The sequence below is a fragment of the Cupriavidus basilensis genome, assembly GCF_029335485.1.
GTDB lineage: Bacteria > Pseudomonadota > Gammaproteobacteria > Burkholderiales > Burkholderiaceae > Cupriavidus > Cupriavidus basilensis_E.
Window position 1 is genome coordinate 1 of the sequence record NZ_JARJLM010000273.1, and the last position, 25,179, is coordinate 25,179.

General features: G+C 63.9%; 25 protein-coding genes. 2 read left to right on the forward strand and 23 right to left on the reverse strand.

Annotation, left to right across the window (positions count from 1 at the left end; translation table 11 throughout):
• Positions 1 to 49: 49 nt before the first annotated feature.
• Positions 50 to 508 (reverse strand): CoA-binding protein, encoded by a 459-nt coding sequence (locus P3W85_RS16095; RefSeq protein WP_276265523.1) that lies wholly within the window; start codon positions 506 to 508, stop codon positions 50 to 52.
• Between the two features lie 19 nt (positions 509 to 527).
• Positions 528 to 1,613: an RsiV family protein gene (locus tag P3W85_RS16100; RefSeq protein ID WP_276265524.1), complete on the reverse strand. Its 1,086-nt coding sequence runs from the start codon at positions 1,611 to 1,613 to the stop codon at positions 528 to 530.
• Between P3W85_RS16100 and P3W85_RS16105 the strand changes: the two genes are divergently transcribed.
• Entirely contained in the window at positions 1,612 to 1,968 is a 357-nt protein-coding gene (locus P3W85_RS16105; RefSeq protein ID WP_276265525.1) for a hypothetical protein, read from the forward strand. The two genes, P3W85_RS16100 and P3W85_RS16105, sit on opposite strands and share 2 nt — an antisense overlap.
• Positions 1,969 to 2,268: 300 nt before the next feature.
• Here the strand turns inward: P3W85_RS16105 and P3W85_RS16110 are convergent, their stop codons facing one another.
• The 15 genes from P3W85_RS16110 to P3W85_RS16180 all read right to left on the reverse strand — a co-directional run bounded on the left by P3W85_RS16110 (position 2,269) and on the right by P3W85_RS16180 (position 16,715).
• Positions 2,269 to 2,685, reverse strand: a complete 417-nt coding sequence (locus P3W85_RS16110; RefSeq protein WP_017224625.1) for a F0F1 ATP synthase subunit epsilon — start codon at positions 2,683 to 2,685, stop codon at positions 2,269 to 2,271.
• A gap of 138 nt (positions 2,686 to 2,823) precedes the next feature.
• Entirely contained in the window at positions 2,824 to 4,227 is a 1,404-nt protein-coding gene (gene atpD / locus P3W85_RS16115) for a F0F1 ATP synthase subunit beta (protein WP_017224624.1), read from the reverse strand.
• Positions 4,228 to 4,260: 33 nt separating this feature from the next.
• Positions 4,261 to 5,136, reverse strand: a complete 876-nt coding sequence (atpG, locus tag P3W85_RS16120; RefSeq protein ID WP_017224623.1) for a F0F1 ATP synthase subunit gamma — start codon at positions 5,134 to 5,136, stop codon at positions 4,261 to 4,263.
• Between the two features lie 76 nt (positions 5,137 to 5,212).
• Positions 5,213 to 6,754 carry a F0F1 ATP synthase subunit alpha gene (atpA, locus tag P3W85_RS16125; RefSeq protein ID WP_017224622.1) on the reverse strand — a complete coding sequence of 514 codons (1,542 nt, stop codon included), beginning with the start codon at positions 6,752 to 6,754 and terminating at the stop codon, positions 5,213 to 5,215.
• Positions 6,755 to 6,805: 51 nt separating this feature from the next.
• A complete protein-coding gene (locus P3W85_RS16130; RefSeq protein WP_017224621.1) occupies positions 6,806 to 7,345 on the reverse strand; it encodes a F0F1 ATP synthase subunit delta in 540 nt (179 codons plus the stop codon).
• Between the two features lie 2 nt (positions 7,346 to 7,347).
• Positions 7,348 to 7,818 (reverse strand): F0F1 ATP synthase subunit B, encoded by a 471-nt coding sequence (locus tag P3W85_RS16135; RefSeq protein WP_017224620.1) that lies wholly within the window; start codon positions 7,816 to 7,818, stop codon positions 7,348 to 7,350.
• Positions 7,819 to 7,917: 99 nt separating this feature from the next.
• Entirely contained in the window at positions 7,918 to 8,184 is a 267-nt protein-coding gene (atpE, locus tag P3W85_RS16140; protein ID WP_006157246.1) for a F0F1 ATP synthase subunit C, read from the reverse strand.
• Between the two features lie 63 nt (positions 8,185 to 8,247).
• Positions 8,248 to 9,111 carry a F0F1 ATP synthase subunit A gene (gene atpB, locus P3W85_RS16145; RefSeq protein ID WP_035806615.1) on the reverse strand — a complete coding sequence of 288 codons (864 nt, stop codon included), beginning with the start codon at positions 9,109 to 9,111 and terminating at the stop codon, positions 8,248 to 8,250.
• Between the two features lie 253 nt (positions 9,112 to 9,364).
• On the reverse strand, positions 9,365 to 9,868 hold the full coding sequence (locus P3W85_RS16150) for an ATP synthase subunit I (protein WP_017224618.1): 504 nt from the start codon (positions 9,866 to 9,868) through the stop codon (positions 9,365 to 9,367).
• Between the two features lie 345 nt (positions 9,869 to 10,213).
• A complete protein-coding gene (locus P3W85_RS16155) occupies positions 10,214 to 11,116 on the reverse strand; it encodes a ParB/RepB/Spo0J family partition protein (RefSeq protein WP_017224617.1) in 903 nt (300 codons plus the stop codon).
• 46 nt (positions 11,117 to 11,162) lie between these two features.
• Positions 11,163 to 11,936 (reverse strand): ParA family protein, encoded by a 774-nt coding sequence (locus P3W85_RS16160; protein WP_017224616.1) that lies wholly within the window; start codon positions 11,934 to 11,936, stop codon positions 11,163 to 11,165.
• A 68-nt stretch (positions 11,937 to 12,004) separates the two neighbouring features.
• On the reverse strand, positions 12,005 to 12,712 hold the full coding sequence (gene rsmG / locus P3W85_RS16165; protein ID WP_035806607.1) for a 16S rRNA (guanine(527)-N(7))-methyltransferase RsmG: 708 nt from the start codon (positions 12,710 to 12,712) through the stop codon (positions 12,005 to 12,007).
• A complete protein-coding gene (mnmG, locus tag P3W85_RS16170; RefSeq protein WP_276265526.1) occupies positions 12,713 to 14,650 on the reverse strand; it encodes a tRNA uridine-5-carboxymethylaminomethyl(34) synthesis enzyme MnmG in 1,938 nt (645 codons plus the stop codon).
• Between the two features lie 198 nt (positions 14,651 to 14,848).
• Complete coding sequence (locus tag P3W85_RS16175; protein WP_017224613.1) at positions 14,849 to 15,709, reverse strand: N-formylglutamate amidohydrolase; 861 nt, start codon at positions 15,707 to 15,709, stop codon at positions 14,849 to 14,851.
• A gap of 13 nt (positions 15,710 to 15,722) precedes the next feature.
• Positions 15,723 to 16,715: a Bug family tripartite tricarboxylate transporter substrate binding protein gene (locus P3W85_RS16180; RefSeq protein WP_276265527.1), complete on the reverse strand. Its 993-nt coding sequence runs from the start codon at positions 16,713 to 16,715 to the stop codon at positions 15,723 to 15,725.
• 122 nt (positions 16,716 to 16,837) lie between these two features.
• Here P3W85_RS16180 and P3W85_RS16185 point away from each other — a divergent pair, with 122 nt between their 5' ends.
• Complete coding sequence (locus tag P3W85_RS16185) at positions 16,838 to 17,782, forward strand: LysR substrate-binding domain-containing protein (protein WP_276265528.1); 945 nt, start codon at positions 16,838 to 16,840, stop codon at positions 17,780 to 17,782.
• A gap of 263 nt (positions 17,783 to 18,045) precedes the next feature.
• Here the strand turns inward: P3W85_RS16185 and P3W85_RS16190 are convergent, their stop codons facing one another.
• From P3W85_RS16190 to P3W85_RS16215, 6 genes are all read right to left on the reverse strand, one after another.
• Entirely contained in the window at positions 18,046 to 18,789 is a 744-nt protein-coding gene (locus P3W85_RS16190; protein ID WP_017224610.1) for an ABC transporter ATP-binding protein, read from the reverse strand.
• A gap of 10 nt (positions 18,790 to 18,799) precedes the next feature.
• Positions 18,800 to 20,587 (reverse strand): branched-chain amino acid ABC transporter ATP-binding protein/permease, encoded by a 1,788-nt coding sequence (locus P3W85_RS16195; RefSeq protein ID WP_017224609.1) that lies wholly within the window; start codon positions 20,585 to 20,587, stop codon positions 18,800 to 18,802.
• Positions 20,588 to 20,597: 10 nt separating this feature from the next.
• The gene (locus tag P3W85_RS16200; protein ID WP_276265529.1) at positions 20,598 to 21,650 is read right to left on the reverse strand and encodes a branched-chain amino acid ABC transporter permease; all 1,053 of its coding nucleotides are present in this window, start codon (positions 21,648 to 21,650) and stop codon (positions 20,598 to 20,600) included.
• Between the two features lie 478 nt (positions 21,651 to 22,128).
• A complete protein-coding gene (locus tag P3W85_RS16205; protein WP_017224607.1) occupies positions 22,129 to 23,280 on the reverse strand; it encodes an ABC transporter substrate-binding protein in 1,152 nt (383 codons plus the stop codon).
• Positions 23,281 to 23,653: 373 nt separating this feature from the next.
• Entirely contained in the window at positions 23,654 to 24,412 is a 759-nt protein-coding gene (locus P3W85_RS16210) for a sulfite exporter TauE/SafE family protein (RefSeq protein WP_276265530.1), read from the reverse strand.
• Between the two features lie 94 nt (positions 24,413 to 24,506).
• On the reverse strand, positions 24,507 to 25,037 hold the full coding sequence (locus P3W85_RS16215; RefSeq protein WP_276265531.1) for a hypothetical protein: 531 nt from the start codon (positions 25,035 to 25,037) through the stop codon (positions 24,507 to 24,509).
• Between the last annotated feature and the right edge of the window lie 142 nt (positions 25,038 to 25,179).

The window sequence follows — 25,179 nt, forward strand, 5'->3', positions numbered from 1 at the left end:
CGCGCTGCTGGCGCGTGCCGTGCCGGGCCGACCCTGCAGTGTAGCGGGATCAGGCCGCCTGGCGCATCAGCTCGATCTTGCTGCAGCGGTCCTGCACCGCCAGCATGCCGGCGGCACTGGCGCGGGCGACGGCCTCGTCACTGACGATGCCCAGCTGCAGCCAGACGCCGCGCGCGCCGATCGCGATGGCGTCCTCGACCACGGGCGGCACGTCGGCGGCACGGCGGAAAACGTCGACCCATTCGATGCCCTGGCCCGTCCCGGCCAGTTCCGCGGCCGCGTCGGCCAGGCTGGCATGGCAGGTTTCGCCCAGAATACGCTCGCCGGCGTGGCGCGGATTGACCGGGACGATGCGATAGCCGCGGCGCTGCAGGAACGCAGCCACCTCGTGGCTGGCCCGGTCCGGGCGGTCGGACAGGCCAACCACCGCCACCGTCTTCATGGCCAGCATGCTGCGTATGGCCGCCTGCATCCGGGTCCCGTCGCAAACGTCGCTCGCATTGCTCATATCTTTCCTTCTCCTCGGGTTAGGGGGATTTATCCTGGCCGGCACCATTCGGGCGGGCACAATTGCCCAGCCGCGCGAACGGCACCGCCACCTGGTAAGAGCCCTGCGCGAACGGGCCCACGGCATAGGGGGCGTAGTGCAAGACCACGCCTCCGCGATACAGGGTAAACGGCAGGAGCGGGTCGTGTACGGCCTGCTCACCAAGCGCACCGTGCGCGGGTGCGGCGGCGCCCTGCCGCTTCAGCGCCGCCTGCAGTTCCTCGTTGAGCCGGGCCAGGCACGTCTCGCCCGGCTGTAGCAGGTCGCCCAGCAGGATACGCGTATAGACGGCCTGGGGAGATGCCGGGGAGGCCGCCGACGCAGGCTCGGCCGCAGCGCGCCGCCAACTGCCTCCGGCGTAGTCGAGGCTGCCATGCGCCCCGCCGCTATAGCGCCAGGTGGTACGCAACAGGCTGACGGTACCGGCATCCAGCCGCATCAGTTCGATCGCGCTGCGGCATTCCCGCTCGCCATCGCCGCAGCCGCTGGTACGCAAGGACGCAATCAGGGCGTCGAGGCCGGGGCGGCCGGTTTCGGGAAAACGCTCTGTCAGGCGCACGCCGCCGGCGTCCACGCTGCGCTCGCGGTAAACCGCCTTGCGGGTCAGCGAGAGCGGCAGCCGGCGCGTGCCGTCTGCGCTGGTCCATTGTCCGCTCAGTGTCCTGCCATCGGCGGCGACGGTGCCCTCGAAGCGAGCGCCGTTGCGCGGGAGCGTGCCGGCCGGCGCCTCGCCGCCGGCATCCCGCTCGCGCCAGCTTAAACTGCCGTCCGATGTCAATTGGCCATCCAGTTGACGGGGGGTGGCCGCGAGCCTTGAATCGTAACGGGCAGTCCCATCGATCCTGTCGGTGCCGGCCTGCGGAAATAGGGTTATCGATACCTGCACGCGGCCCTCTAGCTCACCTTGCCACAAGGCACCGCCGGAGGCTTGCGGCTCGGCCGCGCGCACCGGCGTGCCGGCCAGCAAAGCGGCCGCAGATAGCGCCGCCAGGCCAAGCTGGACAAGGCCTCCACGGATACCGGCAGGGACCGGTGCAAAGGGGGGAAAGGAGGAAGTCGGCGGCATGGCAATCGGTGGCCAGACCGCTGGGCGGGTGGCGCGAATAGCGAAAGCTATGGGACTGGCACCGTCTGGTGATGTTCCCGCCGCCTGGCAGCAAGGCGGGTGGTATGAGAAAAAAAATGCCTATTCAGACGCAAATCCCGTTACCGCGCTTTCAACTTCTTGCAAACCGATACATTTTGTTACTGCCATCCCCAAAAGTTTCCCCCACAATGCCTTAACACAATCAGATTTTGTGAAAGGCGCACTTTCCCCCGAAACAGAAAGGGAAAGCGCCGTTGAAGAAAGCCAAAGGAATCATTTCCCACCCAGATTTACCGGATCGCAGGCCTTGCCTGCGGTTGGTGTACCAGGTTGAGATGTTGGCGCATGCCGGTTTCCGCTGGTCGGATCGTCTGAATGCGATCTGTACCGCCTGACCGGAGAGTGGACCACTGTGTAGTGGCCGGCGCCTGTTGGTTGACCTGGACCGTACCCGTTCCTTCGAATTGACCCCTCGAAGGGATTTTCCCGTCCGCGCGGAGCCTCCCCGGCCCGCGCGCTTTTTTTTGTCCTGAGCCGTCAGAATAGTCGTAGAGGTGCAAAAAAGGCAGCCTCCCGGCTGCCTTTTTTTACGCCACTGCCAAAAAAACAACAGCGATGGCGGACCTGCTTTTTCTTACCGTTTGCGACGCAGGCGCGCGATGGCGGCCAGTTGCGCAGCAGCAACGGCGAGCTCGCCCTGGGCACGTGCCAGGTCGAGATCGCTGCTCTGGTTCTGCATCAGTTCCTCGGCCGCGCGCTTGGCTTCCTGCGCCTTGGCTTCGTCGAGGTCGCTGCCGCGGATGGCGGTGTCCGCCAGCACGGTGACGTGCTTGGGCTGGACTTCAAGAATGCCGCCGGCCACGAACACGAACTCTTCGCTACCGTCTTCCTTCTCGATGCGCACCGCGCCTGGCTGGATACGCGTAATCAGCGGCGTATGGCCCGGCAGGATACCCAGCTCGCCCGACTCGCCCGGCAGCGCCACGAACTTCGCCTGACCGGAGAAGATCGACGCTTCGGCGCTGACGACGTCTACAAGAATGGTTGCCATGTGAATTCCTTTGTCCCTGAAAGCTTCGGCTTCCCGTTGCCAGGAAGCAGGTATTCCACTTTCAGGCCAAGCGCGGCCGCCGCCGACATTGCTGTCCACGGCAACCGCCACTACGGCGCTGAAAGCGAAAGACGCCGCTTACTGGAGCTTCTTGGCCTTCTCGAAGGCTTCGTCGATCGAACCGACCATGTAGAACGCCTGCTCGGGCAGGTGATCGCACTCGCCGTCCACCAGCATCTTGAAGCCGCGGATGGTTTCCTTCAGCGGCACGTACTTGCCCGGCGAACCCGTGAACACTTCCGCGACGTGGAAGGGCTGCGACAGGAAGCGCTGGATCTTACGAGCGCGCGACACCGACTGCTTGTCTTCCGGCGACAGTTCGTCCATGCCCAGAATCGCGATGATGTCGCGCAGTTCCTTGTAGCGCTGCAGCGTTTGCTGCACGCGACGGGCCACGTCGTAGTGCTCCTGACCCACCACTTGCGGGTCAAGCTGACGCGAGGTCGAATCGAGCGGATCGACGGCGGGGTAGATACCCAGCGCGGCGATGTCACGCGACAGCACCACGGTCGAGTCCAGGTGCAGGAAGGTGGTGGCAGGCGACGGGTCGGTCAAGTCATCCGCAGGCACGTACACGGCCTGGATCGACGTGATCGAGCCGGTCTTGGTCGAGGTGATGCGCTCTTGCAGCTTACCCATTTCCTCGGCCAGCGTCGGCTGGTAACCCACTGCGGAAGGCATACGGCCCAGCAGTGCCGACACTTCCGTACCGGCCAGCGTGTAGCGGTAGATGTTGTCGACGAAGAACAGGATGTCACGGCCTTCGTCGCGGAACTTCTCGGCCATGGTCAGGCCGGACAGTGCCACGCGCAGACGGTTGCCCGGCGGCTCGTTCATCTGGCCGAACACCATGGCCACCTTGTCGAGAACGTTCGAGTCCTTCATTTCGTGGTAGAAGTCGTTCCCTTCACGGGTACGCTCGCCCACGCCGGCGAACACCGACAAACCGCTGTGCTGCTTGGCGATGTTGTTGATGAGCTCCATCATGTTCACGGTCTTGCCGACGCCGGCGCCACCGAACAGACCCACCTTGCCGCCCTTGGCGAACGGGCAGACCAGGTCGATCACCTTGATGCCGGTTTCCAGCAGGTCGACCGAAGGCGACAGTTCGTCGAACTTCGGGGCCTTCTGGTGGATCGCGCGCAGCTCGTCCGAAGCGATCGGGCCGGCTTCGTCGATGGGACGACCCAGCACGTCCATGATGCGGCCCAGGGTGCCGTGACCAACCGGCACCGAGATCGGCGCGCCGGTGCTCTTCACGTTCATGCCGCGGCGCAGGCCGTCGGACGAACCGAGGGCAATGGTACGCACCACGCCGTCGCCCAGCTGCTGCTGCACTTCAAAGGTCAGGCCCTTCTCGGCGAACGAGGCTTCGTTGCTGTCTTCCAGCACGAGCGCTTCGTACACCTTCGGCAGCGCGTCGCGGGGGAACTCGATGTCCACCACGGCGCCAATACACTGCACAATATTTCCGATACTCATTTCGTATCTCCGATAGCTTGAATACTTGACGCCTTAGACGGCTGCGGCACCGCTGACGATTTCCGACAGTTCCTTGGTGATCGCTGCCTGACGGGTCTTGTTGTAGACCAGTTGCAGTTCGCCGATCACGTTCTTGGCATTGTCGGATGCCGCCTTCATGGCCACCATGCGCGCCGATTGCTCGGACGCCATGTTTTCGGCCACGGCCTGGTACACCAGCGCTTCGACGTAGCGGACCAACAGTTCTTCCACTACGGTCTGGGCGTCGGGCTCGTAGATGTAATCCCACGAGTAGGCGCGCTTTTCATCTTCGGTCTGGGCAAACTTGTCGGCGGGGAGCGGCAACAGCTGCTCCACCATCGGCTCCTGCTTCATCGTATTGATGAACTTGGTGTAAGCCAGGTACACAGCATCCACCTCACCATTGGTGAAGGCATCGAGCTGGACCTTGATCGCGCCGATCAGTTTTTCCAGATGCGGGGTGTCACCGAGGTGCACCACGTGCGAGAGCACCTTGCCGCCGATGCGGCTCAGGAACTGCAGGCCCTTGGAACCGATGGCGGTGCTTTGCACCGTCACGCCACGGTTCTGCAGGTCGCGCAGTTCGTTGGTCACCGCACGCAGCACGTTCGTGTTCATACCGCCGCACAGGCCCTTGTCGGTCGTCACCACGATCATGCCGGCGCGCTTGACTTCGCGCGCGACCATGAAGGGGTGCTTGAACTCGGGGTTGGCCGCAGCCAGGTGCGCCGCGATGTTGCGCACTTTCTCGGCGTAGGGGCGGGCATTACGCATCCGTTCCTGCGCCTTGCGCATCTTGGACGCGGCGACCATCTCCATCGCCTTGGTGATCTTGCGCGTGTTTTGCACGCTCTTGATCTTGGTTCGAATTTCTTTCGTTCCGGCCATATCTTCCTCTCCATTCGTGCTGCACCGGCACCGTCATGGCAACGGCCGGCCGGCGCAGTTTCGTGGAATCACGCGGTTAGAACGCGGCGGACTTCCTGAAATCCTCGATCGCGGCACGCAGCGTGGCTTCATCTTCCTTCGAGAGATCTTTCGTCTCTTCGATGCGGTTGACGAGGTCGGCGTACTTGGTCTTCAGATGGTCGTGCAGGCCCTTCTCGAATGCGAGAATGTCTTTCACGTCCACGTTGTCGAGGAAGCCATTGTTGGCAGCGTACAGCGACGCGGCCAGCTGCCACACCTGCAGCGGCAGGTATTGAGCCTGCTTGAGCAGTTCCGTCACGCGGCGGCCGCGCTCCAGCTGCTTGCGGGTGGCTTCGTCCAGGTCGGAAGCGAACTGCGCGAACGCAGCCAGTTCACGGTACTGGGCCAGGTCGGTACGGATACCGCCGGAGAGCTTCTTGACGACCTTGGTCTGGGCGGCACCACCAACGCGCGACACCGAGATACCGGCGTTGATTGCGGGGCGGATACCAGCGTTGAACAGGTCGGTTTCCAGGAAGATCTGACCGTCGGTAATCGAGATCACGTTGGTCGGCACGAAGGCGGACACGTCGCCAGCCTGCGTTTCGATCACGGGCAGCGCGGTCAGCGAACCCGTCTTGCCGGTCACGGCACCCTTGGTGAACTTCTCGACGTACTCGGCGTTCACGCGAGCAGCACGCTCGAGCAGACGCGAGTGCAGGTAGAACACGTCGCCAGGGTAGGCTTCGCGGCCCGGCGGACGGCGCAGCAGCAGCGACACCTGGCGGTAGGCCCAGGCTTGCTTGGTCAGGTCGTCATAGACGATCAGCGCGTCTTCACCGCGGTCGCGGAAGTACTCGCCCATGGTGCAGCCGGCGTAGGCAGCCAGGTACTGCATGGCGGCGGAGTCCGAAGCCGAAGCGGCGACCACGATGGTGTATTCCATCGCGCCCAGTTCTTCGAGCTTGCGCACCACGTTGCTGATGGTCGAAGCCTTCTGACCGATCGCCACGTAGACGCAGAAAACGCCCTTGCCCTTCTGGTTGATGATGGCGTCGACAGCCACGGCGGTCTTGCCGGTCTGGCGGTCGCCAATGATCAGCTCGCGCTGGCCACGGCCGATCGGCACCATCGCGTCGATCGACTTCAGGCCGGTCTGCACCGGCTGGCTGACCGACTGACGTGCGATCACGCCAGGGGCAACCTTTTCGATCACGTCGGTTTCCTTGGCGTTGATCGGGCCCTTGCCGTCGATCGGCTGACCCAGCGTGTTGACCACGCGGCCCAGCAGTTCCTTGCCAACCGGCACTTCCAGAATGCGGCCGGTGCACTTGACCGGGTCGCCTTCCGAAATGTGTTCGTAGTCGCCCAGCACCACGGCACCGACGGAGTCGCGCTCGAGGTTCAGCGCGAGGCCGAAGGTGTTGCCGGGGAATTCCAGCATCTCGCCCTGCATCACGCCGGACAGGCCGTGCACGCGGCAGATACCATCGGTCACGGAAATCACCGTGCCGGTGTTGCGCACTTCAGCGTCGGCGCCAAGACCCGAGATGCGGGACTTGATCAGCTCGCTGATTTCTGAGGGGTTCAGTTGCATCACAATGCTCCTAATTCTTCAATCCGTCGGCCGGTGTGCGCTTCTCGCGCATCATGCGGTCAGCGCCACTTGCATTGCTGCCAGGCGCGCACGCACGGAGGTGTCGAGCACTTCGTCGCCGACCTTGACGCGCACGCCGCCGATCAGCGACGGGTCTACCGCAACCGAGGGCTGCAGCTTGCGGCCGAACTTGCGTTCGAGCGCGGCGACGAGGTCGGTCAGGGGCGCGCCTTCGATAGGGAAAGCACTCGTGATCTCGACATCGGCCGACCCTTCGCGGTCGTTCTTGAGCGCATGGAACTGCTCGGCGATTTCCGGCAATACCGACAGGCGGTGGTTATCCACCAGCAGGCTGACGAAGCGTTTGGCCTCGTCGTTGACCGGAGACTTCAGGGCCGACAGGAACAGTGCAGCCAGCTTGTCGCCGTGCACGTTCGGATCGCCAGCCACCGCCTTCATGTCGGGATTGGCGGCAACGTGCCCCATTTCCGACACCAGCTCGGACCATGCATCCAGATTGCCGCTCGATTCGGTCGCGACGCGGAACAGCGCCTCCGCGTAGGGGCGGGCAATGGTTGCGGTTTCAGCCATGATTAGAGCTCAGCCTTGAGTTGATTGAGCAGGTCAGCGTGGACCTGCGCGTTCACTTCGCGCTTGAGGATCTGCTCGGCACCCTTGACGGCCAGCACGGCGACCTGGTCACGCAATTGCTCGCGCGCACGGGTGACTTGCTGTTCGGCTTCGGCCTTGGCCTGGGCGATGATGCGTGCGGCTTCCGCCTGGGCGTTGTGCTTGATCTCGTCGGCCGTCAGCTGAGCGCGCTTCTCGGCGTCGGCGACGCGTTGAGCACCCTCGGTGCGGGCTTCGGCCAGGGCCTGGTCCACACGCTTGTTGGCAAGTTCGAGCTCAGCCTTGCCTTTTTCGGCAGCGGCGAGGCCATCGGCGATCTTCTTTGCGCGTTCGTCGAGCGCCTTCACCAGCGGCGGCCAAATAAATTTGGCAACTACCCACCACAGGATGAAGAACACGACCATCTGCGCAAAAAACGTTGCGTTCAGATTCATGGTGTGTTCCTTTCGGTAATCAAACTACAGATAAATGCGCAAGGGCGGCCAGGCTAAGTGGCCCGCGCCGCCCGTCAGCATCATGCAGACCGAAAAGAATTACTTGATGACAGCCAGCAGCGGGTTGGCGAATGCGAACAGCATTGCAACGCCCACGCCGATCAGGAATGCTGCGTCGATCAGGCCAGCCAGCAGGAACATCTTGGTTTGCAGCGGGTTCATCAGCTCGGGCTGACGTGCGCACGCTTCGATGTACTTGCCGCCCATCAGGGCGATACCCAGGCAGGCGCCGATTGCGCCCAGACCGATGATGATGCCGATACCGATAGCGGTCAGACCCTGGATGTTGGCGAGATATGCTTGCATGACGACTCCTTTAATTGAGAAGAGACTTAGAACCAAAAAACCGAAAAACCGAAAATCTAAAAATCAGTGGTGATCGTGTGCCTGGCCGATGTACACCAGCGTCAGCATCATGAAAATGAAAGCCTGCAGCAGAACGATCAGGATGTGGAAGATCGCCCATACCGTACCGGCCAGCACATGACCGACGAAGCCCAGCGCGGACAGGTCCGCACTGAACGTCCAGATGGAACCCAGCAGCGCGATCAGCAGGAACACCAGTTCGCCGGCGTACATATTGCCGAACAACCGCATGCCCAGCGAAACCGCCTTGGCCAGGAATTCGATCAGGTTCAGGATCAGGTTGAACGGGGCCAGGTACCACTTGGCGCCGAACGGGGCCGACAGCAGTTCGTGCACGAAGCCGCCCGCGCCCTTGATCTTGAAGCTGTAATAGATCATCAGCACCAGAACCGAGCAAGACATGCCCAGCGTGCCGTTCAGGTCGGCCGTGGCAACGGCGCGATGGTGCGGCAGGTGGATGTGGAAGATGCCCAGCAGGCTGTTCAGGCCGGTGACCCAGTCGACCGGGATCAAGTCGATGGCGTTCATCATGGTGATCCAGCAGAACACCATCAGCGCCAGCGGGGCAATGAAGGTACGGTCGCCATGGATGATGCCCTTGGCCTGGTCGTCGACCATTTCGACGATCATCTCGACGAAGGCCTGGAAGCGGCCCGGCACGCCGGTCGTGACGCGGCGCGCGGCGGCGTACAGGAACAGCACGGCGATGGCGCCGCACAGCACCGACCAGAACACTGTGTCGTAGTTGAGGACGCTGAAGTCAACGACGGAGGCTTGCTTGCCGCCAACGGAGTTGAGGTTCTGCAAGTGTTCGGCGATATAGCCGGAGGGGGTGAGCGCCTGTTCGGCGCCTTGAGCAGCTGACATGTCGAAACGAACCGTAATATTGCGAAACCAGTTGCCGGCGTCCTGCCGGTACGCTTCTTGCTCCGCCTTCAGCATGATTTGCTGGTCACCGCGGGCAAGCTCGTCTGAACCTTATCTGCGCCGCGCTTCACCCTTGTGACGCGCCACGCCAAAAAACTCTTGATATTCCGTTTTCGTGCCCCACTTCGAACCAAACAGGCAGCAGCACTTTCATTCGAACCGCCGCGCCGGCCGCTTTGCTCCGGGCTTGGCCCTAGCGAATCGCCAGCGCCACCCAGTAGGTCTTGAGCGCAAGCAGGAATGTGACCAGCATCGGCACCCAGCGCAACTCGCGGTACAGCACGACCACCAGCACAAACAGTGCGACGGTGGCAAACACCTTGATCGCCTCGCCGACCACGAGGCCGCTGATCGAGGTACGCTCGCGCGACAGCCAGAGGCGCAAGGCAAAGAACCCGCTCGGCACGAAGCACACAGCGCCGCCAAACAGTGCGGACCAGCCGGCCGCGCCGGCATTTCCGCCGGCAAACAGCCGCCAGGCAATCGCGGACAAAACCGTAACCGCCACCTGCGCCAGCACGACCCTGCCGGGCGTCATGCGCGACGGGCGCAGCGCTCGCTTGCCGAACAGCGTTTCCGCCTCAGCACGCGACAGCGGATCGACCGCCTCTTCCTCGCGCTCCGCCTCGTCTTCATCCCAGGCATTACGCGTGCGCCAGTCCTTTTTCTGACTGGCATCATGACGATCTGAAACCACCTGCTATGCCTCTGCTGGTTGTTTAATCCAGCCCGGAACTTTTCTGGACCGGCCGGAATTCAAACCGCACGATTTTACGAGGAATGCACCATGCGAGTCAATCTGCTTACAGACGCCTTGCAACGGTCCGCATTTCGCTTGCAAGTATCCGTGAATCAAGATTGCACGCTCGGCGGAGTCCGGCCAATAACGCGCCAGGTAATTGAATCGTTCAATGCTGGTGGCGCATCATCGTGGTTCAATGGCCTTGCACAGACCTTACACACGCCCGCCTGCCGCCCTGCCCGTGGTAATCGCACCACGCGGCAACAGCCGTTAATCGCGCACTATTTTTGGGAAACCCGCTCAGGCGGAGGACTGGCTCTCGCCGGGCTCGCGCAGCCGCGTCAATACACCGTCGAGCGCATCGTTGCTGGTGAAGTGAATGGTCAGTTGGCCTTTGCCCCGCGCGCCCAGTTTGATCTGCACCGGCAGGCCGAGCACGTCGGACAGTTCTTCCTCGAGGCGGGCCACGTCGCGCACCGGCGTGCCGTTGTGCGGCTTTTCCGTCCTGAGATCAAAGGGCTTGAGGCTGGAGGCTACCAGCTTTTCAGTCTCGCGCACCGATAGACGCTTATTAATGATCTGATTGGCGAGCGTGATCTGGTTGGCACCGTCCACGGGGAGCAACGCGCGTGCGTGTCCCATGTCGAGATCGCCTGCCATCAGCATGGTTTGCACCGGTTGAGCCAGGTTCAGCAGACGCAGCAGGTTGGACACCGCGCTGCGCGAGCGGCCCACCGATTCCGCCGCCTGCTCATGCGTGAAATTGAATTCACGCACCAAACGCATGATGCCCTGCGCCTCTTCCAGCGGGTTGAGGTCTTCGCGCTGGATATTCTCGATGAGCGCCATCGCGGCCGCGGCTTCGTCGGCGACGTCCTTGACCAGCACCGGGACTTCTTCCAGCCCGGCGATCTTCGATGCGCGGAAGCGCCGCTCCCCGGCGATGATTTCGTAGCGGTCAGGCTCGGCAACGCGGCGCACCAGGATGGGCTGCATCAACCCCTGGGCACGAATGCTCGCGGCCAGCTCCTGCAACGCCCCTTCGTCCATGCGGGTGCGGGGCTGGTACTTGCCGGGCTGGAGCTGGTCCAGGCGCAGCACGGAGGGCGCGCCCTCCTGCTTGACGGCATCGACGATCTCGGCCGGACCACCCAGCAGGGCCTCCAGTCCGCGGCCCAGGCCCTTCTTCTTCGCGGTACTCATCTCGGTATCCTCGGTATCCTGTATGCGGTGGATCTCAACACGGCACTCAGCCGAGCAGCTTGACGCGCGCGATCATCTCGGCACCGAAGTCGAGGTAGGCCTTGGCCCCCTTGGATGACGGATCGAAGGCAACGCCGGGCACGCCATAGGACGGCGCTTCCGCCAGGCGCACATTGCGGGGGATCACGGTCTTGAACACCTTGTCGCCAAAATGCGACTCAAGCTGGGCCGAGACCTGTTGCTGCAATGTCACACGTGGATCGAACATCACACGCAACAAGCCTATCACTTTCAGGTCACGATTGAGATTGGCATGCACCTGCTTGATGGTATTGACGAGATCGGACAACCCTTCCAGTGCGAAGTACTCGCATTGCATCGGCACGATCACGCCGTTGGCCGCGCACAGGCCATTGAGGGTCAGCAGCGACAGCGACGGCGGGCAGTCGATCAGCACGAAGTCGTACTCGGCATCGACCTCGGCAATCGCGTTCTTGAGGCGGCGTTCGCGCTGGTCCAGTTCCACCAGTTCCACTTCGGCACCGGCCAGCTCGCGGTTGGCGGGCAGCACATCGTATTTGCCGGATTCGGAATGCTGGCGCGCCTGGGCAATCGAGGACAAGCCGACCAGCACCTGGTAGACACTGTGTTCAAGCGCCTGCTTGTCGATACCGGAGCCCATCGAGGCATTGCCCTGCGGATCGAGGTCGATCAGCAACACGCGCTGATCCTGGGCCGCAAGTCCGGCGGCAAGATTCACCGTGGTGGTGGTCTTGCCGACGCCGCCCTTCTGGTTTGCGATCACGAATACCTTGGCCATAAGCTCCTGCTGCTCCTGCTTGATTTCAACCTGCCGGGGGTGGGCGCCGGCGACAACCACCGGCCGGGTCAGCGGCGCGACAGCACCACCAGGTGACGCTCGGCGTCCAGTTCCGGCACGCTCAGGCGCGGAACCGACTCGACCTGCCATTCGGCCATCAACCCTGCCGCTTCCATGCGGTCGAGTTCGGGCTGTGGATAAACACCCTTCATCGCGATCAGCTTGCCTTGCGGCGCCAGCAGGTGGCCGGCGAGCGAAACAAAATCGCTCAGCTCGGCAAACGCACGCGAGGTGATAACGGCGTAACCCTTTTCATCCTGCAGCTTTTCGACCGGCCCCCAGTGGGCGGCGGCATTGGTCAGTCCGAGCTGAGCCCGGCACTGCGTCAGGAAAGCTGTTTTCTTTTGAACGATGTCGACCATCAGCACCGACAGGTCAGGACAGGCGATCGCCAACGGCAACCCGGGCATGCCGCCCCCCGAACCCACGTCGAGCACCCTGCCGCGCGCGCCCTCTTCCACGCCGGCGCTACGTGCGGCCTCGGCCAGTGCGGGCACGGCGGCCAACGAATCCAGCATGTGGTGGGTCAGCATCTCGTCGGGATGACGGATGGCGGTCAGGTTATAGATCGCGTTCCATTTGCGCAGCAGTGCCAGATAGGCAAAAAGCTGGTCGATCCGGGCCGCCGGCAGCGCCAGCCCGATGGTGGACAACCCGGCCTCCAGGCGGCGGCGCTGATCGGCATCGTCCACGGCGACGTATCGTTGATTCCTCACTCAGGCCGCCTCTTGACTGGAGTCGGACTTGGTACGCCCCATCCCCTTCTTTTTCAAATGAACCAGCAACAACGAAATCGCTGCCGGCGTCACGCCCGAGATACGCGATGCCTGCCCCAGGGTTTCGGGCCGGTGCTGGTTAAGCTTCTGGCTGACCTCGAAGCCCAGGCCACGGACCTCGGTGTAGTCGAAGCCATCCGGCAGGCGGGTGGACTCGTTGGCTTCCAGCTTGTCCACCTCGGCTGCCTGGCGTGCGATGTAGCCGTGGTACTTGATGCCGATCTCGATCTGTTCCCGGATCTGCTCAACCAGCAGCGGATCTGTATCGAGCGGCTGGGCCGGGGCGAACTTGCCACCCTGCAGCGCCATCAACGCTTCGTACTCGACCGCCGGGCGACGGAGCAGATCGGCGAGGTTGTACTCACGCTCGATCGCCTTGCCCAAGAGAGGCACTGCGTCCGCCTCCGGCAGGATGGCCGGATTGACCCAGGTACTCTTCAGGCGTTCTGTTTCACGTGAAACAGCATCGCGTTTCCGGTTGAATGCATCCCAGCGCACATCATCGACCACACCGAGCTCCCGACCGGCCTCGGTAAGTCGCATATCGGCATTATCTTCGCGCAGGCTCAAACGGAACTCTGCGCGGCTGGTGAACATTCGGTACGGTTCCGAGACCCCGCGGGTGATCAGATCATCGACCAGAACCCCAAGATAGGCCTGGTCTCGCCGGGGAGTCCAGGCGGCACGCTCCCGTACGAAGCACCCGGCATTGATGCCCGCCAGCAGGCCCTGGGCCGCGGCTTCCTCATAGCCAGTGGTGCCGTTGATCTGGCCGGCGAAGAACAGGCCCCGGATCGCCTTGGATTCAAGCGAGGCCTTGAGTGCGCGGGGATCGAAGTAGTCGTACTCGATCGCGTAGCCCGGGCGCAGGATATGCGCGTTCTCCATGCCGCGGATCGAGTGCACCAGCGCCAGCTGCACGTCGAACGGCAGGCTGGTGGAGATGCCATTGGGGTAGAACTCGTTGGTGGTCAGGCCTTCGGGTTCCAGGAAGATCTGATGGCTGTCCTTGGCGAAGCGATGGATCTTGTCTTCGATGCTGGGGCAGTAGCGCGGCCCCACGCCTTCGATCACGCCGGTGTACATCGGCGAACGATCGAGGCCGCCACGAATGATGTCGTGGGTGCGGCTATTGGTGTGGGTGATCCAGCACGGCAGCTGCTGCGGATGCTGCTCGGCACGGCCAAGGAAGGAGAACACCGGCACCGGGTCGAGATCGCCTGGTTGCTCCTCCATCACCGAGAAGTCGATGGTGCGGCCATCGATGCGCGGCGGCGTGCCTGTCTTCAACCTGCCCTGGGGCAGCTTCAGTTCCTTCAGGCGGGCCGACAGCGATACCGAAGCCGGATCGCCGGCACGGCCGCCGGTGTAGTTATCCAGCCCCACGTGGATCTTGCCATCCAGGAAGGTGCCGGCGGTCAGCACGACGGCGCGGGCACGGAAGGCGATGCCAACCTGGGTGATGGCGCCGACCACACGATCGCCCTCCACCATCAGGTCATCCACGGCCTGCTGGAACAGCATCAGGTTGGGCTGGTTCTCCAGCCGCGCGCGAATCGCTTTGCGATACAGTACGCGGTCAGCCTGGGCACGGGTGGCACGGACGGCCGGACCCTTGCTGGAATTCAGGATGCGAAACTGGATGCCCGACTCATCCGTGGCAGCCGCCATGGCGCCGCCCATGGCGTCCACTTCCTTGACGAGATGACCCTTGCCAATACCGCCTATCGACGGATTGCAGCTCATCTGGCCGAGGGTCTCGATGTTGTGGCTCAGCAGCAGCGTCTGGCAGCCCATGCGCGCCGCGGCGAGCGCGGCTTCCGTGCCGGCGTGGCCACCACCGACAACGATGACATCGAATTCTTTTGGGTAAAGCATGGAGGCACCTCCTCCGGGAGGCTGACGGGAATGAATCGGGATGCCGAATTATAACGGCATTCCTCTGGCCTTCCCTGCGCCACAATACGTTTCACGTGAAACGTGGCGCATGAAGGACACGGCTGTGTTCCACGTGAAACAAAAAAGCCGGACCCAAGGGTCCGGCCTTCCTGTGCGTCACGCAAAACCGCAGGAGCGCTACGGTCGCCGTTGCTCGCGCAGATAGGCGGCGATGCGTTCAACCAGTCGGCCAAGATCGCCTCGAAGCTGGTCGAAGCCGGCATTGCGCTCACGCGTCACTTCATCCATATAGAGCGGCCGCCGGATCTCGATCTGCAGGCTGTTGCGCCGCTCAGCCGGACGGCCAATCTGTGCGATCAGCTGCACGCCCTTGTATGGATCGTTACGCGCTACCGTATATCCCAGCGCGCGCAGCTCCGACGCCACCAGCCCGACAAAGCCCGCCTCGCAAGTCGAGCCATCCCGATCCCCCAGCACAAAGTCCGCCAGCGGGTGCGGGCTCTGGATCTTGAGCCGCTCGTATGCGTTGTTCGGCATGGAATGCAGGTTCAGATGCCAGACCGCGCCGAAGCGCCGATAGGTGTCCTCCACCGCTTCCGACAGCGCCCGATGATAGGGCCGGTAGTAGCGATCGATCCGGCTCCGTACCTCTTGCAGCGAGAGCTTGCGGTCGTAGATCGGGGTCGCCGCATCCATGTTGCGCCAGATCAGCCCATAGCCAAGCCGCGTCTTCTCGCCCGGTGCCAGCGGCTCGGGCCAGGCGCCGTCCAACAGATCGGGATCGAGATCGTCGAGCGTCCGGTTGGGATCGATGTAGACGCGGGGGAAATTCGCCGCAATCAGTGTGCCTCCGACGCGCGGCACCGCATCCCAGAGCGCGTCGATATGGGTATCCTCGCCCGCCCGCAAACGCTGGGTGGGGATGGCCGCCCGGAAATCCTGCGGGTAATGCGTGCCGCTATGCGGCGAATCACAAACCAGCGGCAAGGACTGCGCCTGCGGCGCGATGTGGACGAAAGGTTCGAAGCTATCGCTCATGCTATCGGTCCGCTCAATCCAGCTTGATATTGGCAGCCTTGGCCACCCGCGCGTAGCGCGCCATGGCCTGCTGGATCTGCACCTTGAAGCCATCCGGCGTGGTCGGCACCAGCGTGCCGCCCGACTCCTCCACCTTGCGCTTGAACTCCGGGTTCAGCATGGCCTTGTGGATGGCGCTGTTGAGTCTGGCGACGATGGCCTGCGGCGTGCCAGCCGGTGCGACGATACCAAACCAGCCGCCCTCGCCCATCTCCTTGTAGCCGAGTTCCGCATAGGTCGGCACATTGGGCAACAGGGGCGAGCGCGTGGCGCCAAGCACGGCGAGGGCGCGCAGCCGGCCCGATTTCACGTGGGGCAGCGTGGACGACAGGTTGTCGGTGATGGCATTGACCTGCCCCGCCACCGCATCGTTGAGCGCCAGGCCCGCCCCCTTGTACGGCACATGCAGCAGATCGAGCTTGGCCAGCATCATGAAATTCTCGATGTTCACGTGGCCAAGGGAGCCCGCTCCGGGGGAAGCAAAGCTGTACTTGCCGGGATTGGCACGGACCAGTGCGATGAACTCCTGCATGGTCTTGGCCGGCACACTGGGATGCACCGCGAAGACGCTTGGGATCGCCACCACGTTGGTGACCGGTGCAAAGTCCTTGATCGGATCGTAGTTCAGCTTGGGGTACACGGCCGGGTTGGAGCCGTGCGTACTGACGGTCGCCATGCCGATGGTGTAGCCATCGGGCGCTGCCCGCGCAACCTGTTCCATACCGAGCGAGCCGCCGGCGCCGCCCTTGTTTTCCACCACGATGGACTGGCCCAGTTCGCGGCCGGCGAACTCCGCCACCAGGCGTGCCGACAGGTCGGTCGAGCCGCCCGCGGCAAAGGGCACGACCAGGCGAATCGGCTTGTTCGGATAGTTGGCCTGCGCGAGCGCACTGCCGGCGGTGAGGCTGGCGCACGCCGCCAGGCAGGACAGGACGAAAAGCCGGCGCGGCTGACGGGCTCGGATCATGAGGTTTTCTCCTTGGCGTTATATCGACGAATGGCCAAGTGTCGGCAGTTTACCGGGTCCGCACAAACGACTATATTGCACGGTTGCATTACCAAAGCTCATTCTCGGTCCGCCCAGCTCCCATGCGGCTACGCTCCCCTTCGATGTCCGAGCTCCATGCCTTTGCCGCCGCCGCGCGGCTGGGCAGCTTTACGCGCGCGGCCGAGGATCTGTGCGTGACCCAGGGTGCGATCAGTCGCGCCATTGCCCGGCTGGAATCGCATTTCGGCCTGCCCCTGCTCCAGCGCAATGCGCACCGCCTGACGCTTACCGACGCCGGCCGACAGCTGCTGGAGTCCGTGGCGGGGCCGCTGACGGCCATCGAAAATGCCAGTGCCGCCCTGCTCTCCCGCGACCGCCAGCACCGCCTGACGCTCTCTGCCGTGCCCACACTGGCCAGTGTCTGGCTGATCCCGCGGCTGCCGGATTTCCACCGCCGCCACCCCGAGATCCGCCTGGATTTCGTACCCTACCGGCGCGATGAAGACTTCTCCGGCCCCGCCCCGGATGCCGCCATCCTGGCCGGCACCGCAGACCGCTGGCCAGGCCTGCAATGCGATTACGTGATTGGCAGCGAGATGGTGCCAATCTGCCACCCCGATCGCGCCCGGGCACGCCAGCAAGCCGGACGGTGGTCACAGCCCGCCGAACTGCTGGACGAACCCCTGCTCTACCACACCACCGCGCCTGCCAACTGGCAGCACTGGCTATGGGCCGCAGGCGTACCCAGTGCTGCGCCCGCGCTCGCCAGCGGCTTCGATCAGGTCTCGATCCTGGTCCAGGCGGTCAAGGCGGACATGGGCGTGGCGGTGCTGCAGCGCTGCCTGGTACGCGAAGAGATCGCCGCCGGGCGCGTGGCGGCACCGTTCGATCTGCCAATCCGGCTGACCCGGGGTTACTTCCTGTGCGCGCCACGAGAGCGGCGGGACCATCCGGCGTTTGCCCGGTTTCGGGCATGGCTGCTGGAAACGGCGGCCCAGGATCCGGATGTGCTGGGCGTCAACCCAGATAATTCACAGAATGAATAATCAAAAACAAAATTAGACGACTTACGTTTATTTAACGCATGATTTTTTGGCGCTACGGCACATACATTCTCATAAAGAATATATTTACAAAATATGTGCACGCCTAAATTCTTGCCGAGAATTTTTAGCGTACCTATCGCTGCGCTGGCAATGGACTTAAAAAGCCAATCGCCTGATGCCTCCCGAAGAATAGGCATCAGAAATAATAATGGCAGGCCAAAGCCTGCCATTATTTATCCAGTGAATTTCACGCCAGGCGAGCCTCAAGCCGCCTTCTTCGCCAGCCCCAGGTATGTCTCGATCACCTTGGGGTTCGCCGCCAGCTCGGCCGCTGGCCCTTCCATCGCCATATCCCCGGTCTCGATCACGTAGCCGTAGTCCGCCACCTGCAGCGCCGCCCGCGCGTTCTGCTCGATCAGCAGGGTCGCCACGCCTGTCTTGCGCAGGTCGTTGATGATGTGGAAGATCTCCTTCACGATCAGCGGCGCCAGCCCGAGGCTGGGTTCGTCCAGCATCAGCAATTGCGGCTTGGCCATCAGCGCGCGGCCCACCGCCAGCATCTGGCGCTCACCGCCGGAGAGCGTGCCGGCGTCCTGCTTCGCCCGCTCCTTCAGGCGCGGAAACAATCCATAGACCACCTCCAGCTGGTCGAGGAAATGCTTCTCGCCAGCGCGCTTGCGGCGGTAGGCGCCAAGCACAAGGTTGTCCGCCACGCTCATCGAACCGAACAGCTCGCGTTTTTCCGGCACCAGGCACATGCCGCGCGCCACACGCCCTTCCACCGGCAGGCCCGCCATATCGTGGCCAAGATAGCTGACCGCGCCCGAGGACGAACCGCTCACCGGCAGCGCACCCATGATCGCGTTGAGCATGGTCGACTTGCCCGCGCCGTTGGGACCGATCACCGTCACGATCTTGCCGGCCTCCACTTTCAGGCCAGCGCCGTGCACGGCCTCCACCTTGCCATAGCGCACATGGAGATCTTTCACTTCCAGGATCAGGCTCATTGTCTTTTCCTTACTCCACCCCACCGAGATACGCTTCGAGCACCGCCGGATCCTTCTGCACGTCTTCCGGCACGCCTTCGGCGATGCGCGTACCAAATTCCATCACCACCAGCCGATCGGTCAGGTTCATCACGAAGTCCATGTCGTGCTCGACCAGCAGCACGCTCATGCCTTCGCCCTTGAGCTTGTTCAGCAGTTCGGCCAGCGCCTGCTTCTCCTTGTAGCGCAGCCCGGCGGCGGGTTCGTCAAGCAACAGCAGCGCGGGGTCGCAGCACAGCGCGCGTGCGATTTCCAGGATGCGTTGCTGGCCCAGCGCCAGGCTGCCGGCTTCCATATACATGCAGTCGGCCAGGCCCACACGCTCGAGCTGGCGCGCGGCCTCGTGCAGCAGCTTCTCCTCCTCCGCCTTGTTCATGCGCAGGATCGCGGCGGTCACCCCGCCCTGCGCCGCGAAATCACCGCGCAGGTGCGCGCCGATCGCCACGTTCTCCAGCACCGTCATGGTGGGCAGCAGATGCACGTGCTGGAAGGTGCGGCCGATGCCGCGCTTGACGATCTCGCGCGACGGCAGGCTGGAGATCACCTCGCCGCGATAACGCACCTCGCCGCGCGTGACCGGCAGCACACCGGTCACGAGATTGAAGGTGGTGGACTTGCCCGCGCCATTGGGACCGATCAGGCCGATGATCTCGCCTGCCCGTACCTGGAAGCTGACATCGTTCACCGCCACCAGCCCGCCAAACTCCTTGCGCGCGGCCTGCACATCGAGAATCAGCTCGCCCGCCTGCGGCTTGGCGCGCAGCGGCAGCAACTCGGCCTGCGCCGGCGCCATCACGGGCGGGCCGCTTGGGAACAGCTTGCGGATGAACGGCCAGATGCCATCGCGCGCGTATTGCAGCAGCAGTACCATCAGCACGCCGAACACGATGGTTTCGAAGTTGCCGTTGGCGCCCAGCAACTTGGGCAGCACGCCTTGCAGCACATCCTTCAGGATGGTGAGAATGCCCGCGCCGAGCACCGCGCCCCACACGTGGCCCACGCCACCGACCACCGCCATGAACAGGTACTCGATGCCGTAGTTCAGGCCGAACGGCGTCGGGTTCACCGCGCGCTGCAGGTGCGCGTAAAGAAAGCCGGAAATGCAGGCCAGCATTGCCGCCACCACGAAGATCACCACCTTCATCCACGCCGTGTTGACGCCCATCGCCTCCGCCATGGTGCCGCCGCCCTTGAGCGCGCGGATGGCGCGACCCGGGCGCGAGTTGAGCAGGTTCTGCATGGCGATCACCGCCACCAGCACCACCGCCCAGATCAGGTAGAACATCGAGCGGCCCGAGTGCAGTTCCACGCCGGCCAGCGATAGCACCGGGATGCCGTTCAGGCCATCGTACTTGCCGAGGAATTCCAGGTTGCCGAACAGGAAGAACAGCGACAGCCCCCATGCGATGGTAGCCAGCGGCAGGTAGTGGCCGGACATGCGCATGGTCATCAGGCCGATCACGTAGGCCGAGGCCATGGTGATGACCAGCCCCACCAGCAGTCCGAGCCACGGCGACAGGCCAAACTGCGTGGAGAGATACGCCGTGCTGTAGGCGCCCAGCCCCACGAATGCCGCCTGGCCGAACGACGTCATGCCGCCCACGCCGGTGAGCAGCACCAGGCCGATGGCGACGATGCTGTACAGGCCGATATAGTTGCCGAGCGTGATCCAGAACTCCGGCGTCGGAAGTACGGGCAGCAAGGCCAGCACCACGGCAAACGCCAGCATGAAAATCCGGTTCTTGTGATTGTTGTTCATGGCGTGCCCCTTATTCCTCTTCTTCCACATGCTTGCTGGTGAGCGAGCGCCACAGCAGCACAGGCAGGATCAGGGTGAATACGATCACCTCCTTGAAGGCACTGGCCCAGAAGGATGAATAGGATTCGAGCAGCCCCACCAGGATGGCGCCCGCGGCTGCCACCGGGTAACTCACCAGGCCGCCCACGATGGCGCCAACGAAACCCTTGAGGCCGATCAGGAAGCCCGACTCGTAGTAGACCGTGGTCAGCGGCGCGATCAGGATGCCGCATAGCGCGCCCATCGCCGCTGCAAGCGTGAACGACAAGCGCCCGGCTTGCGTCGTACCGATACCCACCAGGCGCGCGCCAAGGCGATTCACCGCGGTGGCGCGCAGCGCCTTGCCGACAATGGTGCGCTCGAAGTAAAAGTACAGCGCCGCGATCAGCAGCGCCGACACGCCGACCACCCACAGGCTCTGTCCCGAAATGGTCAGGCTGCCCACTTCGAAGCGCGCCTCGGAGAACGCCGTGGTGCGTGACCCCTCGGCACCGAACATCACCAGGCCCAGCCCCACCAGCGCGAAGTGCACGCCGACCGAGACGATCAGCAGCACCAGCGTGCTGGCCTCGGCCAGCGGCTGGTACGCCAGGCGATACAGCATGGGCCCGAGCGGCACCACGATCAGCAGGGTCAGTGCGATCTGCGCCAGCATCGGCATGGGCTGTGCGCCGAAGGTTTGCGCCAGCAGATGCACGGCCAGTGGGAAGATCAGGTATTTCCCCGCCAGGATCGTCATTCGTCTGGCGGCGGTGCGGCGCAGCTCTGCGCTGCGCAGGATGGTGACCGTCTCGTAGATGAAGGTCAGCACGCCCATGGCCAGCAGCAGCCAGCTGCTCTGCGGGGCGTGGCCAGACTGGATCGCCGCCAGGGTCAGCGCGCCATAGGCGACGAACTCTCCTTGCGGAATGAAGATGACGCGGGTCACCGAGAACACCAGCACCAGGGCCAGCGCGAGCAACGCATAGATGGCGCCCGAGGTGATCCCGTCCTGCGCCAGGATGGCGGCAATCGAGAGGTCCATTGTCTCCCCGTATTGTTAGTGAGTCCCGCCGGCGAGGGAGGCCGGCTGGCATGTGAATTTACGGATTACGAAATAGTAAACAACTTACGCATAGCGCAAATCCTGACGAACCCTTAGGTTCCGCAGTGCCACATCCGCAACCTGAGGAACGGCGCAGGCGCTGCTCCGCATGGCTTGTGCAGCAATCCGCGGCGCAGCAAGACTGCCTTGCGCATCGCCTTGCCTCCTTGCGCGCGTCTCGCCGCCGGGCAAGGCTGAGCGAGCCGAAATTAATTAACACGTTAAAGATCGTGCATGGCGCGAATGGTGTCAAGTGCGGGATTGCCAGTAGACCTGTAGCGCCCCGGGGACGGCGACGCCCGGCTGGCGGATCGCCGGCGCGCACCGCGCAAACAAAAGGGCGCATGGCTGACCATGCGCCCCAGGTATGGCGATATCCCGCCGTCTTGTCTTGCTCGTCGTGCTTGCCTGGCTTCGCTTACTTGGCCTGCAGCTTCCACTTGCCGTCGACGACCTGCACCATCACGCGCGCGCGCTGGTCCAGCCCGAGGTGATCGGTTGGCGTCATGTTCATGATGCCGTGGGAAATCGGCAGCTCCTTGGTCTGCTCCATCGCGTCGCGCAGCCCCTTGCGGAACTCCTTGGTGCCGGGTTGCCCCTTTTTCAGCGCTTCGGGGATCGCGCGCTGCAGCAGCAGGCCGGCATCCCAGGCGTGGCCGCCGAAGGTCGAGACCTGTCCGCCGAACGTCTTTTCATAAGCCGTCTTGTACGCCATGGCCGGCTTCTTGACCGGATTGTTGTCGGGCAGCTGCTCGGCCACCAGCAACGGGCCGGCGGGCAGGAAGGTCCCTTCGCAATCCTTGCCGCAGACGCGCAGGAAATCGGCATTGGCAACGCCGTGGGTCTGGTAGATCCTGCCCTTCCAGCCGCGCTCCTTGAGCGCCTTGGCCGGCAGTGCGGCGGGCGTGCCTGAACCGGCGATCAGCACCGCGTCGGGGTTGGTGCCCATCATCTTGAGCACCTGCCCGGTCACCGAGGTATCGGTGCGCGCGAAGCGCTCGTTGGCCACCACCTTGATCTTGCGCATCTCCGCCACCTTGGCGAACTCCTGCGCCCAGCTATCGCCATAGGCATCCGCGAAGCCGATGAAGGCCACCGTCTTCACGTTGTTGTTGGTCATATGCTCGGCAATGGCGGTGGCCATGTGCGAGTCGTTCTGCGGCGTCTTGAAGACCCAGGCGCGCTTGGCGTCCATCGGCTCGATGATGCGGGCCGAGGCGGCCAGCGTGATCATCGGCGTCTCGTTCTCGGCCACCACATCGACCATGGCCAGCGAATTCGGGGTGACGGTGGAGCCGATCACCACGTCGACCTTGTCTTCGCTGATCAGCTTGCGCGTGTTCTTGACCGCGGTGGTGGTGTCCGACGCGTCGTCCAGCACGATGTACTCGACCTTCTTGCCGGCGATTTCCTTCGGCAGCAGCGAGATGGTGTTCTTCTCCGGGATCCCCAGCGAGGCCGCCGGTCCCGTGGCCGAAACCGTTACCCCGACCTTGACCTGTGCGCTGGCGGTGCCGGCGCACAGGGTAGCGGCAGCAAGAGCCAGCAGGCTGGCGCGCTTGAATGTCATCGTGTCTCCTTCCATTGCGGCAAACGGAAAAGGCATCCGTCCCGGCTTCCGGCCGGTCGGATGCCTCTCATGGTCTTCCTTCTTGTCTTTGTCGTGACCGGAACCCTCGCGGGCCCGTGCCCCGGACGCAACGCTGGCGCCCGCCTGCTACCCGGACGCCTGGCAGATAGGTATCCGCGGCGCCCTCTCTCCCATCCTGCGCGTGTTCCCCGGCGGCACGCCGCACGGTTCGGCATGGAATCCATGCCGCGCCGTCCGCGCCGCTCATTCACCGACCGCGCGGTCGGGAATGCGTAGCGAGTCTAACAACAGCACTATCGCGCGGGTAGCCGGATTAACCCGCATCGCAGCATGCGCATCGCTGCGACATGCCTCAACGGCTGAAGGCATCCCACGCGGTCTTGGCGATCAGCGCGGTCACCACCACGATAAAGACGCGCCGCACGAAGCCGCTGCCGTGCTTGAGCGCCAGCCGGCTGCCCACCTGGCTGCCCGCCACGTTGGCCAGCGCCATCACCAGCCCGAGCTGCCACCAGACATGTCCCTTGGCCGCCAGCAGCAGCAAGGCCGCGAGGTTGGTGGCCAGATTGACGACCTTGGTCGATGCCGAGGCGTGCAGGAAATCGTAGCCGAACACACGCACGAACACGATCATCAGGAAACTGCCGGTGCCGGGACCGAACACACCGTCGTAGAAACCGATCGCCGCCCCCGCCAGCAAGGCTGCCGCGCGCTCCTTGCCGCCGGACAGCGACGGCGCGTGCTCGGCGCCGAGGTTCTTCTTCGCCACCGTGTACACCAGCAGGATCACCAGGATGAAGGGCAGCGACTTGCGCAGCGGTCCGGCCGGGATCAGCGTCAGTGCGTAAGCGCCAGCCATCGAGAAAGCAAAGGCCGACACCATCGCCGGCAAGGTCGCGTCCCAGTAGATGCGCACCCGGCGCCCATAGCGCAGCGCGGCATTGGCGGTGCCCGCCAGCGATGCGACCTTGCCGGTGCCCACCAGCGTCGCCGGCGACAGGCCGGGATAGGCCGAGAACATTGCCGGGAGCTGCACCAGCCCGCCGCCGCCGGCGACAGCATCGATCAGGCCGGCAAGAAAGGCGGTAACAGCAAGAAACGCGAATTCCATGGAGCGCGGGGCAACAGAGGCAGGAGGAGGAAAGAGGAAAGAGCGCGGATCGGGGCCGGCGGGCCATGCGCGCGGCAGATCCGCGCGAGGGGCGTCAGCCGAGCGTCTTGGGCGCCGGCGACAGGTTGCGATGCCACAGGCCGCCGGCCTGCGGAAGGAAGCCCGCCGCCGCTGCCTGCGATGCCGCCAGCAAGCCGGGCGCCAGCAGCAGATGGCGCACACCGTGCGCGCGGCACCAGTCGGCCAGCAGATCGCAGCAGGCCAGCAGCACGGCGGCATCCTGCGAGGGCGTTCCGTCATCCCACCATTCGGTGGCGAGCGCCGCCAGGCCGGCCAGGCCGAGGTGAGGCACGAGCGCGACGGGCAGGCAGCCCACCAGCCCGGCCGCCGCTTCCGCCAGCACGCACGCCCCCCGCTCCGGCCGGGCCAGCAGACCCTCCACCAACGCCTGCCGGGCGCGCGTGGCAGCCACGGGCAGCGGCTGGCGCGACTGCAGCCAGGCGCACAGCGTCTCGCTATCGGCCGTGCCGGCGAGGCGGATCAGGGCTTGGGGGCTGGCCGGAGAAACCGTGGAAACGGGGGTGTCAGGCGGGGAAGGAAACGGGGAAAAGGAATCTGAAGGCATGGCAGGCCCGGTGGCAAGGCGGCATTGTCGCACGCACCCCGCGCCTGCCCAATGCGGACTTCCTGGCGAAGTGCTAGCAATGCACCACAAACGGGCATGAAAAAAGGCGTTGCCGAGGATCACCCAGCAACGCCTTCATCTT